The following is a 13,177-nucleotide window of genomic DNA, read 5'->3' as shown; positions in this document are numbered from 1 at the left end:
CAAAGCTTTAGCCGCGCGTCGATCGAGTCAGTTCGCCAGCTTCGCCTCGACCACCCGAGCGGTGCGCAGCAGCTTGGCGTCCTCGCCAAAGCCTCCAACCACCTGAAGACCAAGCGGCAGGCCGCGGCCAGACCGGGCGATCGGCATCGTCAGGGCCGGCACGCCGAGCATCGTCCACAGCGCGCAGAAGCTGGCGTCGCCGGTATAGGCCAGCCCTTCCGGAGCTTCGCCGGGCGCCGGCACCGTCAGGATGCCGTCGAGACCGCTGAGATGCCGCGGAAGCTCATCGCGCAGAGAAGCCTGCAGTTGCCGGGCTTCGATGTAGCGCGGCGCGCTGATCGCGTTGCCCGTCGCCACCAGCTCCTTGAGCTGCGGGCTGGTCAGATCGGGATGTTGCGTGATCAGCCCGTTGAAGATCGCAGCCGCCTCCGCCGCCAGAATGATCTCCGCGGCTTCGAATCCCTTCCAATAGCGTTCAGGAAGCTCCAGGGGCACGATGCTGGCCCCTACGCGCCGCAGCGTCTCCAGCGCCGCCTCGAACGCCTGGTTCTGCTCGGCGCTGACCCGATCCCAGATCGGCGGGCGAACCACACCCAGCCGCAGTGACGAGGCGATAGGAAGCACGTCTCCCTCGACGGCTTCGGCTGCCGTCCCCGCGTCGGCCCCGTCGGCCAGCAAGCCAAATGCGAACGCTGCGTCCTCGACCGATCGGGTCAAGAATCCGACGTGATCGAGCGATTGCGCCAACGGGTGAACGCCGTCGCGAACGATCGCACCGAAGCCCGGCTTGAAGCCCACGATGCCGCAATAGGCAGCGGGTCGTACCACCGAACCGACTGTCTGGGTGCCGAGCGCCATCGGCACGATGCCGGCCGCCACCGCGGCCGCCGATCCGCTCGACGAACCGCCGGGCGTGTGCTGCGGATTGTTGGGATTGACCGTTGGCCCCGGGCTGCGCCAGGCAAATTCGGTGCTCACCGTTTTGCCGAACACGATGCCGCCAAGCCGCTTGATGCGCGCCACGATCGGCGCGTCGTGATCCGGGATGTGGTCGGCATAGACCCGTGATCCGTTGGTGGTCGGAATGCCGGCGGTCGCGATAATGTCCTTGATGCCAATCGGGATGCCGGCGAGCGGTCCCTCACCGCCCGTGAGCTGTTCTCCTGGCAGCCGATGACAGAACGCCTTCAGCCAAGGCTCGACCTCGTCGGCGCGCTGGGTGCAACTGGCAATGTAGTCGGCGGGGCTCAACGTTCCTTCACGGAACGCGCGATGGACTGCGAGCAGTCCCAGCGGATGCGACATGGTTGAGATCGTCCTTGAAACGCAAAAGAAGACGCCGGCGATCGCCTCCGATCGCCGGCGTAATGGCCTTGGTTACTTCAGCGCGAGCGCCGGCTTGACGTAGTCCTGAATGACGAAGTCCTCGTACTTCGGCGCCTGCTTCAGATTGCCGAGCGCGATCTGGGTCTGCATCGCGGTCTCGTAGGCCTGCTGCGTGGTCTGCACGCTGCTCGGATAGACGTTTTCGGCGATCATCCGCCGGACGGCCGCCTCGACGATCTTCGGATCGAGCGTCGGGAATTCCTTCTGGGCGATTGCGACCGCCTCATCAGGATTGTTCTTCATGAAGCGCAGCGCCAGCTCCATCGCGTTGACGACCGCCTGCGCATCCTTCGGATCGACGTTCTTGCGAGCGGTGATCGACGAGAACGCATACGGACCGTAGGCTTTCGGGAAGCCGATCACCACCTTCATGCCCTTCGCCACCACCTGATCCAGGCCCGGCTCATACAGCACGGCCACCTTGGCCTGACCGCCGAGAAATGGCCCCGGCTCGGAGCCGATCTGCACCTGCAGCAGATCGACGTCGGAGTCTGGCTTCATGCCGTTGTCCTTGAGCAACTTCATGAACAGCGAGGTGCTGGTGGTCGGCATCAGGCCGGCCACGACCTTCTGGCCTTTTAGATCCTGGAGCGTGTCGTATTTGAAGTCGGGCGCCGCAGCGACCCACACCGCCGCGCCATTCACCACGTTGCAGATGATGCCGACATCTGCGCCCTTCGAGTTGGCGATCGCGGTCCACTCCGGGCCGTGGATCGAGAACGACGCACTCCCCGACAGGACAGCGGACAGCGCCGTGGTCGGCGAGCCTGCGGTCTCCTTGTCGACGTCGAGACCCTGCTGCTTGAAGAAGCCCTTATCCAGCGCGACGTAGAACGGCAGGTAGAGCATGGACTGGAAGGCCTGAGAGATTTTGACCTGCTTGGCCATCGCGGCGGTGGGTACCACCGTCGAAGCTACTAACGACGCCACGACGGTGGCTGCACCGACAAGTCTTCCGATCGAACGCATAAGGTTTCGGCTCCGAGGTTGGGTGAAGGAGGTGGTGGGAGTTGGTGCGGCCGCGTCTAGGCCTGAATCCGGACGTGTCCGGTGTCCTGCTTCCAGGGCAGCAGGTAGCGCTCAAGCGCATCGATCCCGTGATAGAGCACGAAGCCCATGAACATCAGGACGAACAGGCCGACCCAGACCGAGTTGAGGTCGTAGAGGCTCGATGCGTTGTAAACGAGATGGCCAAGGCCACGCTTGGACGAGATGAACTCTCCGACCACCGCACCGACCAGAGCAAAGCCGATGTTGATCCGGAAGGTCGCGATGATCGCCGGCAGCGACGACGGAACGACCACACTGTAGAAGATCTGGTGTTTGGAGCCGCCCATCGACAGCATCAGCGACTGCAGATCCTTATCGCTGTCTTTGGCGGCTTGATACGCCGCGATCAGCGCCACCAGCGCCGTCATCGACACCACCAGCACCACCTTCGACAACAGGCCAGTGCCGAACCACAGCAGGATCACCGGGGCGAGAGCAATCTTCGGAACGCTGTTGAGCGCCACGATGAAGGGCTCGACCATCCGGGCGATGAAAGTCGAGTACCACATCGCCAGACCGAGAACCGAACCGACGATCGTGCCGACCACGAAGCCGATCAAAGCTTCGTAGAGGGTGTAGCCGCTGTCGACGAACAGCGATCCGTCGAGCAGCTGGGTCTCGAACCGCACCCAGATCCCCGACGGCTTCCCGACCAGGAACTCCGAAATCCAACCCATGCGGACTCCAAGCTCCCACAGCAGGAAGAACGCGACAACCGCGAGCGCCTGCAGCGCGGTGCGACCGAGATGCGTGTCGAACGTGACGACCAGACGCTGGGTCAGGCTGATCGTTTCGCGATTGGGCCGGATGGCAGTGCCGCCGGTGCGGGGTGCGACGTCTGTTGCGCTGGTCATCAGTTGGACTTCACTTTTCGGGTCTGAATGTCGAGCTCACCGCAGAGCATGTGGAAATAATCGGAGAAGCGGTGATCGCTGCGCGCCTCCACGGGACCGGTGCGCTCGATGTCAATGTGATGGACATTCTTGACCCGCGTCGGTCGCCCGCTCAGGGCGACGACGCGCTTGGACAAGGCGACCGCTTCGTCAACGTCGTGGGTGATCAGAATGACGGTCTTGTTGAAGGTCTCGACCGCTTCCATCAGCACGCCTTCGAGATACAGCCGCGTCTGGTAGTCGAGCGCGGAGAACGGCTCGTCGAGCAGCAGGATGTCGGGATCCATGATCAGCGTCCGGATCAGCGCCACACGCTGGCGCATGCCGCCCGACAAGGTCTTGGGATAGGCTTTCTCGAATCCCGAGAGACCGAAGGTCGACAGATATTCCCGCGCAGTGTCGAGCGCTTCGGCATCGGCGACGCCGCGCACGCGCAGGCCGAGCAGCACGTTCTCCAGCACCGTCCGCCAGGGAAACAACAGATCCTTTTGCATCATGTAGCCAATGCGGCCCCGCAGACTGCTGACCTGCTCCCCGCGATAGATCAGGCTGCCGCTATCGGCATTCAGTAGTCCCGCGATCACGTTGAAGATCGTCGTCTTGCCGCAACCGCTCGGCCCAATGATGCTGACGAAATCGCGCTCGTAGATGTCGAAGGACAGTCCGTCGAGAACCGGCACTGGCCCCCCTTTTCCGGGAAACACCTTGCGGACGTCTCGAACGCTCAGTTGGATCTGCGGCTCTGCCATGGATTTGCTCCTTTGCGAATGCTTTGCAAAGCCCATGCCAGCACATTCAACAAAGGTCGAAGAACGCCAATTCCCGCTGCAGCGCAGGCGATTTGCGGAAGGTCGCCTGCCCTCGCGGCGTTCGCCGCCGCCGTGCTTCGCGCCATCCCGCCGCTCCAATGCATTGTGCATTGTGCACACCGAAGCGGCACCGGTCCGGACGCGTTCTGTGATATCGAGATTGAAACGGCGACTAATCCGCGCGCGAGACGAAGCTGCCGACGGCAGCCTCGTGATCGCCTCGGCGATCGGCACTTAAGGGAGTGAAAGATGCGGAGACGTGGACAGCCCACGACGGTCCGCCAGCATGTCCTGCTCGATCTGCGGACCAAGATTCTGCAGGGGCGCTATCCGGCCGGCACGCGGCTGCGGCAGGAAGAGATCGCGCGTCAGCTTGACGTCAGTACGACGCCGGTGCGCGAAGCATTTCGCGACCTGCTGTCAGAAGGGCTGATCTCACTCGACGCACGGCGCGGCGCCGTCGTTCGCGGGCTGACGCTGGACGACGTGCAGGAGATCTACCAGATGCGGATGCGGCTGGAGCCTCTGTTGGCCGCCCGCACCTTCGATCGTGTCACTGACGACGATCTCGCCCGCGCCGATGCCTGCCATCGCAAGATGTGCGGCAAGGTCTCGGCGCAAGGCTGGGCCAATCTCAACGAGGAATTTCACGCCGCACTGACCGGCAACACCACCGGCGGCCGCCTCGGCAGCGTGGTCTATAACCTTGCCCATGCCGCCTCGCCTTATGTCGTCCTGTCGCTGTTCGCCGATCCGGACATCCGCGATATGAACAACCGCGATCACGCCGAACTGCTGGCGCTCTATCGCAGCCGCGACCGGGACGGTGTGGTGGCAACGACCGAGCGCCATCTGGCGCAGACATTGCGGCTGATCGAACAGGAGGCGCAATTGAAGTTGGCGCCCGCTGCGGCAGACGACGGCGAACTGCTCACCGCGGCCCGCTGAGGCCGAGGGACCGACGCTACGTCCCCGACACCCAGGCCAGCAGCAGCGCGAAACCGGCGAGACCGACGGTGACGTGCGTGCCGAGCAGGACGTTAGCGCCGACCGGCGAGCGCCGCGCCAGCGCGGCGATGAAACCGGAGAAGGCCGAGACCGCGAACAGACCGGCCGCGATCTTGCCGAAAGAGACGCTATCCGTCGTCGCAGCTCCATCCGGCGTGCCGTGCAGCAGCATAACGAGAGTCTCGAGCCCGCCAAAGCCGAGCAGCATGTGCAGCGCGACCAGCCCCTGCTTGCGGTCGCCGCGCAGATAAAGCAGCCCGAGATACAACCCCAACGCCGTCGCCGCGCTGAGGATCACCAGCACAGGAGCCACCGTCATTCCGCCTCCGAAGCCGTTTGAATGCAACGGAGCGATTTAAGCATGACGGCGGGAACTTGAGAACAGATCCGAACGGTTCTGGGAGTCATTCCGGGACGCGAGCGCAGCTCGCGAACCCGGAATCTCGACGTGCTTGTCATGGCGCCCGCCGCACACCTTGCGGCATCTTGCTTGCGATAACCGCGAGATTCCGGGTTCGCGCTGGCGCACGCCCCGGAATGACGGAGACAAGCAGCGGCCGCCTACGCCACCGATTTGGCGTGGGTGAGCTGGTTGATCTTGCGGATATGCTCCACGGCGTCCTGGGCGGCCTGGGTGTGGGTGAACAGCTCCAGCTCTTCGACCTCGTGGTCTCCGACCGGGGTGATCGCGGTGTCGGTATAGCTCATCCGGTTCGGGTCGCTGCGGATCTTGCGGCGCAGGCCGTCGATCCAGAACCAGTGCCGGACGTTCTGCACCAGCTTGCGGGCCCCCTCGGCGATCAGCTTCGGATAGAACACCAGCGCCGGCTCGACCGGCAGCGACGGGCGGCGGTCCAGCCGATATTTCAGCCGGATGATGCCACCCTGCAGCGGGTGCACCTTCTCGATCCGGACCATCGACGAGAACAGGAAGATCATCGACGCCAGCCGTGACACACCGACACCGGTCGCGGCAGCGCGGCGCATCATCCGTTCGATGTGCTCGGCCGAATAGTACAGCTCCCAGGCCTTGAGATACGCGCCCTGCCACTCCTCCCGGCTCATTTTCGGATGTGGCGTGACCACATGTTCGATGTCGAACCGGTTGAGATCGCTGTCCATCGCCACGCCCTGATTGAACAGGCGCTGGTGATCTTCGGAGCCCGGCAACGGCGTCAGGCAGAAGAACTCGAGGATGTCGAGCGGCAGCTCCTTCTGGATGATCGCAATATCTTCGGCGATGCTCTCCGGCGTGTCGTGCGGGAAGCCGAGGATATAGCCCGCATAAGTGATCACCCCAGCCTTCTTCCAGGCCAGCAGCATCTGCCGATATTCGGTGATCTTGTTCTGACGCTTCTTCGCCGAAGCAAGATTTTGCGGGTTGATACTCTCCAATCCGAGGAATGTACGGACCACGCCCGCAGCTCGCGCTTTCTCGATGAAGCCATCAATCTTGTGGCACAGCGTGTCGACCTGGATGACCAGCTTGATGTCCTTCTGCCCGGTCGCAGCAAATTCGCGGCGCAGCGCGGCGAGCCGATCGAGGATCACCTCCCAGTCCTTGTTGCGGGCGAAATTGTCGTCGGTCATGAAGAACCAGTTGACGCCCTGCGCCATGTTGGCGCGCACCAAGCGCTCGATATCATCGGCGCTGCGGCCGCGCGATTTGCGGCCCTGGACGTTGATGATGGTGCAGAACGAGCACTGATACGGACAGCCGCGGCCGGCATCGAACGAGGTCTGCAGGCTGAACGTACCCTTGAGGAATTTGCGCGGCAGCACCGGCGTCGGCACGCCCTCCAGGCACGGCAGGTCGTTCAGGTAGTTGTACAGAGGCTTCAGCGCGCCGCTGGCGGCGTCACGCAGCAGCTCGTCGCAGCGACCTTCGAGCTCGCCGGCATACAGGGTGACGCCGAGGTCGAGCGCCTCCTGCAGATCGGGCTGGATCCCGGGGAGCATCGCGATGCAGCCGGAGACGTGGAAGCCGCCGACCGCCACCGGCACGCCGGCAGCCCGCAGCGGACGGGCGATATCCATCGCGCGCGGGAACTGATTGGACTGCACCCCGACGATGAACACCAGCCCGAAGAAGTCTTGGGCCCGGAACCGCTCGATGATCTGCGGAATACGCGTCCGGGTGTTGATCTCGTCAGCAGCGGTAATGTCGATCTCGACGTCGCCCAACGCGCGGCGCTGCCGGGCGTCCTCTACCAGGCTGTAAACCACCGCCAGTGAGTTTGAGGGGATGAAGGACCTGAACCACTGAATGACGTAGCCGTCGTCATCGTAATGCGACGGTTTGATCAGTGCGATCTGGAACCGCTTCGACGGCCGCGCCGCCGGTTGCACACTCGCCATTGCCGCCCTCACCTGCTCTCGCAGCCGAAAGCGATCCCGCCTTCGGCCTCCCGCTTAGAGCTTGGCTCAGGTCGCCGGGCGCTGGCAAGGACGCCCGGCACAACTCACTCAATTATCACTGCAAGCTAATCGCATATGCTGCAGCCTTGGTACTAAGCGTGCGCTAACTGAACAGTGGCCGACTTGGTGAGACGCAACAGCAACACTGTGTCTCACTTTGCACAGTCGCCCGGAACTCAGTGACGGTAAGCAGTCACTCCGGCTTCCGTGCCGTTACATGAAGGAACTGAGCAAGTTCCTGGTCGAACCCCTTGCCTTCGCTGGTCTCGACCGCGACCGATGCCCAGGTGCCAGCTTCCGCATAACGCCCACGAAGCCACTCCTCGGACGGGTAATTGTAGTAGCGCGCGAGCTTGTCCCGCCCCTCGCTGTCGCCGGACTTGTAGCTGGCATAGAACAGTCCGCCGGGCTTCAGCGCCCGCCAGATCAGTTTCAGCACGTCGGCAAGCTCATCGCGCGGCACGTGCAGCAGACAGGCGTGAGCCCAAACAGCGTCGTAAGCGTCGATCGCGTCGAGCTCATGGAACAGCATGGTGCGAACCGGTCGCCCGAGCCGGCGCGCGGCTTCCGCCGCGAGTTCCGGGGAGCCGTCGGTCGCATCCACATCGAAGCCGGCCGCGAGCATCGCTTCGGCCTGGTAGCCGGCCCCGCAGCCGAGCTCGAGGATCTTGGCGCCCGCCGGCAGTTCACCCAGAAATTTGGTCAGCGTCGCGCTCCGCGGCTGACGCTCGGCGTAAGCGGTGGCATTGCCGCGGTAGAACCGCAGCGTGTCGTCGTCGAAAGCTTGAGTCATGTCAGGTTCCAAAAATGATGTGGCTCCCGACCGAGAGGACGGGAGCCACTCCACAGCAAAGCGAGGCGGCTAATCGACCCCGCCGGTATCAGGCAAGCCGAGCATCAGCCGCATGTTCTGCACGGCGGCACCGGAGGCGCCCTTGCCGAGATTGTCGAGCCGCGCCACCAGCACCGCCTGGCGGTACGTGTCGCTGCCGAACACGTAGAGTTCGAGCTGATTGGTGTCGTTCAGCGCTTCCGGCTCGATCCGGCCGCCCGCGTACGGCGCAGCATCGAGCGGCGGCACCGACACATAGGTGCTGCCGGCATAGCGCTGCGCCAGCGCGGCATGCAGGTCGGCGACCGCGGGCTTGCCCGGCAGCGTATCGAGATGCAGCGGCACCGATACCAGCATACCCTGACGGAAGTTACCGACCGAAGGAATGAAGATCGGCCGCCGCGACAGGGCCGAGTACTTCTGGGTTTCGGGCAGATGCTTGTGCGCGAAGCCGAGGCCATACAGCTCGAACGCCGGCGCGGTGCCGGCCTCGTAGGCCGCGATCATCGATTTGCCGCCGCCGGAATAGCCGCTGACGGCGTTGATCGTCACCGGATAGTCGGCCGGCAGCAGGCCGGCGTCGACCAGCGGCCGCAGCAGCGCGATGCCACCGGTCGGGTAGCAGCCGGGATTGGCCACCTTCTTGGCGGCGCGGATCTTGTCGGCCTGGTCCGGCGCCAATTCGGCAAAGCCATAGACCCAGTCCGGGGCGACCCGGAACGCGGTCGAGGCGTCGAGCACCTTCGGGCCCGCCGCGCCCAGGTCGTCGATCAACGCCACCGTCTCCTTGGCGGCATCGTCCGGCAGGCACAGGATGACGAGATCGACTTCGGCCATCAGCGCGCGCTTGGCGCCGGGATCCTTGCGCTTGTCGTCGGGGATGTCCTTCATGGTGACCTGGCCGTGGCGGGCCAGCCGCTCGCGGATGCCGAGGCCCGTGGTCCCGGCAGCGCCGTCGATGAACACCACCGGCTTGCCGCTCGCAGCCTTCGCCTGGCCTGGGAGGGTGCTGTCGGTCAGGGTCATGTGAAGCTCCTTGATCAAGCGGGTTCGCCGGCGAGTGCCGGCACGGTGTAATCCAGATGCGGCCGCAGCGCGACCATCTCGGCCGCGATTTCCTGCGAGCCGGCGTCGGGTTGACGCGCCAGCGCGGTGGCGATCGCAACGTGATCGGCGTCGGACTTGTGCTGGTTGAGCTTGAAGCTGCCCGCCACCGAATCCACCCGCATCATCACCCCGACAATCGCCTGCTTCATCGCATTGCGCCGCCCGGCCGCCATCTTGGCCATGGTCCACGGCGGCTTCGGCGCCAGCGCGGTCTCGAACACGGCGCTGACGTCGTCGAGCTGCGCATCCAGTTCGCTGGCCGACATCACCGCCGCCGGGCCGGTCAGTTGCACGCTGCGATACAGCCAGGTCGGGACCTGGTCCGGCGATGCGTACCAGTCGGCCGACACATAGGCATGACCGGCGGTCACTGCCATCAGCCATGGGGTGCGGGCGTCGGCGCAGCGCGCCAGCGGGTTGTTGCGCGCGATGTGGAACGACAACAGCGGGGTGCCGTCGCTGGCATATTGGATCGCGAACGGCAGCGGCGAAGCGATCGGCCCGGCGGCGTCATGGGCGCAAGCGAGGCCGAAACCGCGCGCCGCCGCGAACGCAAGGCAGGCGGACCGGTCGGGCTTGAACTGAGGTGGCGCATACATGGCGATAAGCTCCTGGTTTGAACGGGAGCCGCCGGATCGATGCGCGTAAGGGGGATTTGAAGCTCACCTGCCGCGGACCGTAACCGGCGGCAGGGACGACGCTGTCAGACGCGCGCGTCAACCCATGCCGCGGGAATGCGGCGGCGGGCTTTGGCGGTGGTGAGCGCGTTGAGCATAGCGCGTTGATAGGAGCGGTTACGTACCAGGTCAACCCATCACGGGCGCAGATCTCTCGCTCGCTCATGACGGCGCTGCCGCACGCACAGCTTGCAAATCGCGCTGGTGGGCTGTATTTCCCCGCGCACTGGTCGGCAGTTCACCAAGGCGTCGCTGTCCCCTCGGGGAAGCTAAACCTGCCTGTTTCCTTGATCGGCAGACACTTATCCCGTGCCGCCGTCGTAAGTCAGCGACCAACGACATTCATCGTTCGGCACGATCGAGGATGAGGTCATGACCAGAACTGCTTTCCCGTTCGCTACCCAGGATGTGTCCGCGCTGGCGCGTGCGCTCAATCGCGAGCTCGACGCCCAGGGCCACAAGCTCGGCCACGTCGAGATGCTGAACCTGCTGGCGCGCTCGGCCGGCTATCGCAACTTCCAGCATTTTCGCGCCCAATTCGACGCCGAGGACATGCTGCAACGCCAGCCCGAACCGGAGCCGGCCCCCGATCTGCAGAAGGTCGCGCAGGCGACGCGCTACTTCGATACGAGCGGCGTGCTGACACGATGGCCGAAGAAGGCCAGCCATCGCCTGCTCTGCCTGTGGGTGATGTGGTCGCGCGTGCCAGCGGGCCGCGAGCTCAGCGAGAAACAGCTCAACGAGCTGCTGCTCGCCCATCACGGCTTCGGCGATCACGCGCTGCTGCGACGCATGATGTGCGACTACGGCCTGATGACCCGCACCCGGGACGGCCGGGTGTATCGCCGGGTCGAGCAGAAGCCGCCGCCGGAAGCCGTGGCACTGATCCGCCACCTCGCCCCGCGGCTCGCAGCCTGAGCGCTCGGTCCTTGCGAGCAGCACCCGGATCGGCGTTCGGCGCCGTCCGGGCACAGGCTCCGCGACAAAACAACGACGAGATTCTCAAGTCTCGGGAACGATCTCAGATCACCGGATTCCACGGCGACGGCACCAGCCGGTAGCCGTCGGCGGTCTTTTCGACGTGGCCCATCGCCGGGAACGGGAAGTGGAAGCCCTGCACCCGCATCTTCTCGGCGGCGAGCATGTCGTAGGTCTTGCGGCGGGTGGTCTCGGCCATCGCCGGATCCTGATCGAACATCAGGTGCCAGCCCGGATGGGTGACGAACAGCGCCGGCACGTTAGTGACGTCGGACTGGATGAACACCTTGTCGGCGCCGGACGACAGCACGAACGAGGTGTGGCCCGGGGTGTGGCCGCGGGTCTCGACCGCCAGTAGGCCCGGCGCGACGTCCTTACCCCACTCGTAGGGCGTGACCTTCTTGTTGAGCCCGGTGTCGAACACTTTTCGCGCGGTCTGGAATACGCTCTGCATCCGGCCCGCCGGCGCCCGGCTCATCTCGCCGTCGTCCATGAAGTATTTCCACTCCGCGGCCGGGACCAGCACCTCGGCGTTCGGAAACGCCGGCTGACCCGACGCATCGAGCAGGCCGTTGATATGGTCGCCGTGGAAATGCGAGATCACCACCAGGTCGACCGCCTTCGGATCGAACCCCGCGGCCGCCATGTTGCTGGCGAACTGGCCGACATTGCCCTTGCTCGACGCGAACGCGCCGGGGCCGTTGCCGGTGTCGAGCACCACCAGCTTGCCGCCGGTGTTGATCACCAGCGGCGCGAAATGGATCGAGACCTTGTCCTTCGGCAGGAACGCCGCTTCCAGCGCCTCGCCGACATCGTCCTTCATGGCGTTGAGCACGAAGCCGTCGGCCAGCGGAAAGGTACTGATGCCGTCGGACACCACGTTCACCTGGGCGTCGCCGACCCGGTAGCGATAGTAGCTCGGCGCCTGCTTGTCGGCGACCGGCGCCGCGGCGTGGGCGGGCGCACTGCGCAGCAGCGGTACCGCCGCAAGCGCGGCAGTCGCAGTGAGGGCGTGACGTCGGGTCAGATCCATGGCGTGTCCTCGCTGGTGATTTGCGGCGCAGTCTAAGCCGCAACTCATGGCGCGTTTCATGGCGCGATCACGTCATGACGCGCATTTGATCGGGACCGTCAGACCGACCGCAGGATCCAGCCGAGTCCGATCGATAGGCCGTCGCCGAATAGCAGCAGCACCGCCGACCACACCAGCGCCGACACCACATTGGCGATCTGGAACGGCCAGAACGGCATCTCGAAGATGCCGGCCGCCAGCGGCACCGAGGCGCGCAGCGGCCCGAAGAACCGGCCGATGAAGATGCTCGGCACGCCCCATTTGCGGACGAAATCCTCGCCCCGCCGCAGCAGCCCGGGATACTTCGACAGCGGCCAGATCTGGGCGACGTTGTCCTTGTAGCGGTAGCCGAACCAATATGAGACCCAGTCGCCGAGCGCAGCGCCGACGCCGCCGGCGATCCATACCGGCCAGAAGCTGAGGCCGGAGACGCCGATCAGCGCCCCGATCGCAACCAGGGCGCCCCAGGCCGGGATCAGCAGCGAAATGAAGGCGAGCGACTCGCCAAAGGCCAGCGCCAGGACGACGGGTGCGGCCCACGCCTGATGCTGGCGCACGAACTCGGCGATGTCGTGGATATAGGCTTCCATTGTCTTTCAGGTGGCCGCCGTCCCCCGACGCGACCTTTCATATGGCTGTCGCAATAGCACGGACCATGGCCGGTCCAACATGCGACACGCCCTCCCGACCAGACCGGCATGGCCGCAATGCGGCCAGCCGGCGCGACCTCGCGCCTCAGCCCGGAAGATTGATCCGGCGCAAGCCATTGCCGGTTAAGGTATCGCTGCAACGCAGGGTCCCGAGGCGCGTCGGCTCTATTCAACCCTGCCCGAGGAGCCTATATGGCCTCCCGGTAGTCGGTCGGCACCGGTTTGCAGGTGCACATTCTCGTGCATCCGCCCGGCCTGCAGCCCCTGTCGGCGCCCTGCGCTGGCCGGGTCTCGACC

13 protein-coding genes are annotated in these 13,177 nt (G+C 64.9%); 2 read left to right on the top strand and 11 right to left on the bottom strand.

Annotated features, from left to right (window positions below; all coding sequences use genetic code 11):
- Positions 1–27: 27 nt before the first annotated feature.
- The 4 genes from LRC39_RS12775 to LRC39_RS12760 all read right to left on the bottom strand — a co-directional run bounded on the left by LRC39_RS12775 (position 28) and on the right by LRC39_RS12760 (position 4,249).
- The gene (locus LRC39_RS12775; RefSeq protein WP_346294566.1) at positions 28–1,305 is read right to left on the bottom strand and encodes an amidase; all 1,278 of its coding nucleotides are present in this window, start codon (positions 1,303–1,305) and stop codon (positions 28–30) included.
- A 72-nt stretch (positions 1,306–1,377) separates the two neighbouring features.
- Positions 1,378–2,316 carry an ABC transporter substrate-binding protein gene (locus LRC39_RS12770; RefSeq protein WP_346294565.1) on the bottom strand — a complete coding sequence of 313 codons (939 nt, stop codon included), beginning with the start codon at positions 2,314–2,316 and terminating at the stop codon, positions 1,378–1,380.
- Between the two features lie 95 nt (positions 2,317–2,411).
- On the bottom strand, positions 2,412–3,290 hold the full coding sequence (locus LRC39_RS12765) for an ABC transporter permease (RefSeq protein ID WP_346294564.1): 879 nt from the start codon (positions 3,288–3,290) through the stop codon (positions 2,412–2,414).
- Positions 3,290–4,249, bottom strand: coding sequence for an ABC transporter ATP-binding protein (locus LRC39_RS12760; protein ID WP_346294563.1), 960 nt, complete (start codon positions 4,247–4,249; stop codon positions 3,290–3,292). Before LRC39_RS12760 ends, LRC39_RS12765 begins: the two co-directional genes overlap by 1 nt.
- A gap of 138 nt (positions 4,250–4,387) precedes the next feature.
- Between LRC39_RS12760 and LRC39_RS12755 the strand changes: the two genes are divergently transcribed.
- The gene (locus LRC39_RS12755; protein WP_346294562.1) at positions 4,388–5,086 is read left to right on the top strand and encodes a GntR family transcriptional regulator; all 699 of its coding nucleotides are present in this window, start codon (positions 4,388–4,390) and stop codon (positions 5,084–5,086) included.
- 16 nt (positions 5,087–5,102) lie between these two features.
- Here LRC39_RS12755 and LRC39_RS12750 read toward each other — a convergent pair whose 3' ends face one another.
- The 5 genes from LRC39_RS12750 to LRC39_RS12730 form a co-directional block, all read right to left on the bottom strand.
- Positions 5,103–5,465, bottom strand: coding sequence for a hypothetical protein (locus tag LRC39_RS12750; protein WP_011158044.1), 363 nt, complete (start codon positions 5,463–5,465; stop codon positions 5,103–5,105).
- 242 nt (positions 5,466–5,707) lie between these two features.
- A complete protein-coding gene (locus LRC39_RS12745) occupies positions 5,708–7,504 on the bottom strand; it encodes a B12-binding domain-containing radical SAM protein (protein ID WP_346294561.1) in 1,797 nt (598 codons plus the stop codon).
- 253 nt (positions 7,505–7,757) lie between these two features.
- Positions 7,758–8,357 carry a class I SAM-dependent methyltransferase gene (locus LRC39_RS12740; RefSeq protein WP_346294560.1) on the bottom strand — a complete coding sequence of 200 codons (600 nt, stop codon included), beginning with the start codon at positions 8,355–8,357 and terminating at the stop codon, positions 7,758–7,760.
- Between the two features lie 69 nt (positions 8,358–8,426).
- Positions 8,427–9,422: an N-acetyl-gamma-glutamyl-phosphate reductase gene (argC, locus tag LRC39_RS12735; RefSeq protein ID WP_346294559.1), complete on the bottom strand. Its 996-nt coding sequence runs from the start codon at positions 9,420–9,422 to the stop codon at positions 8,427–8,429.
- A 14-nt stretch (positions 9,423–9,436) separates the two neighbouring features.
- Complete coding sequence (locus LRC39_RS12730; protein ID WP_346294558.1) at positions 9,437–10,102, bottom strand: FMN-binding negative transcriptional regulator; 666 nt, start codon at positions 10,100–10,102, stop codon at positions 9,437–9,439.
- A 450-nt stretch (positions 10,103–10,552) separates the two neighbouring features.
- On the opposite strand from LRC39_RS12730, the gene LRC39_RS12725 reads away from it, so the two are divergent.
- Positions 10,553–11,098: a DUF2087 domain-containing protein gene (locus tag LRC39_RS12725; protein ID WP_346294557.1), complete on the top strand. Its 546-nt coding sequence runs from the start codon at positions 10,553–10,555 to the stop codon at positions 11,096–11,098.
- A gap of 103 nt (positions 11,099–11,201) precedes the next feature.
- Here LRC39_RS12725 and LRC39_RS12720 read toward each other — a convergent pair whose 3' ends face one another.
- Both LRC39_RS12720 and LRC39_RS12715 read right to left on the bottom strand, forming a co-directional pair.
- Positions 11,202–12,191, bottom strand: a complete 990-nt coding sequence (locus LRC39_RS12720) for an MBL fold metallo-hydrolase (RefSeq protein ID WP_346294556.1) — start codon at positions 12,189–12,191, stop codon at positions 11,202–11,204.
- Between the two features lie 98 nt (positions 12,192–12,289).
- Positions 12,290–12,820 (bottom strand): DedA family protein, encoded by a 531-nt coding sequence (locus tag LRC39_RS12715; protein ID WP_107344413.1) that lies wholly within the window; start codon positions 12,818–12,820, stop codon positions 12,290–12,292.
- Between the last annotated feature and the right edge of the window lie 357 nt (positions 12,821–13,177).

Source organism: Rhodopseudomonas sp. P1 (assembly GCF_039642825.1).
In the GTDB taxonomy this organism is placed as follows: Bacteria; Pseudomonadota; Alphaproteobacteria; order Rhizobiales; family Xanthobacteraceae; genus Rhodopseudomonas; species Rhodopseudomonas palustris_H.
This window is presented reverse-complemented; position numbering and strand designations above follow the sequence as displayed.

Excerpts from the sequence above, each read along its gene's own strand:
- LRC39_RS12775 (WP_346294566.1), bottom strand. The coding sequence starts at position 1,305 with ATGTCGCATCCGCTGGGACTGCTCGCAGTCCATCGCGCGTTCCGTGAA.
- LRC39_RS12765 (WP_346294564.1), bottom strand. The coding sequence starts at position 3,290 with ATGACCAGCGCAACAGACGTCGCACCCCGCACCGGCGGCACTGCCATC.
- LRC39_RS12760 (WP_346294563.1), bottom strand. The coding sequence starts at position 4,249 with ATGCACAATGCATTGGAGCGGCGGGATGGCGCGAAGCACGGCGGCGGC.
- LRC39_RS12755 (WP_346294562.1), top strand. The coding sequence starts at position 4,388 with ATGCGGAGACGTGGACAGCCCACGACGGTCCGCCAGCATGTCCTGCTC.
- LRC39_RS12750 (WP_011158044.1), bottom strand. The coding sequence starts at position 5,465 with ATGACGGTGGCTCCTGTGCTGGTGATCCTCAGCGCGGCGACGGCGTTG.
- LRC39_RS12745 (WP_346294561.1), bottom strand. The coding sequence starts at position 7,504 with ATGGCGAGTGTGCAACCGGCGGCGCGGCCGTCGAAGCGGTTCCAGATC.
- LRC39_RS12740 (WP_346294560.1), bottom strand. The coding sequence starts at position 8,357 with ATGACTCAAGCTTTCGACGACGACACGCTGCGGTTCTACCGCGGCAAT.
- argC (WP_346294559.1), bottom strand. The coding sequence starts at position 9,422 with ATGACCCTGACCGACAGCACCCTCCCAGGCCAGGCGAAGGCTGCGAGC.
- LRC39_RS12730 (WP_346294558.1), bottom strand. The coding sequence starts at position 10,102 with ATGTATGCGCCACCTCAGTTCAAGCCCGACCGGTCCGCCTGCCTTGCG.
- LRC39_RS12725 (WP_346294557.1), top strand. The coding sequence starts at position 10,553 with ATGACCAGAACTGCTTTCCCGTTCGCTACCCAGGATGTGTCCGCGCTG.
- LRC39_RS12720 (WP_346294556.1), bottom strand. The coding sequence starts at position 12,191 with ATGGATCTGACCCGACGTCACGCCCTCACTGCGACTGCCGCGCTTGCG.
- LRC39_RS12715 (WP_107344413.1), bottom strand. The coding sequence starts at position 12,820 with ATGGAAGCCTATATCCACGACATCGCCGAGTTCGTGCGCCAGCATCAG.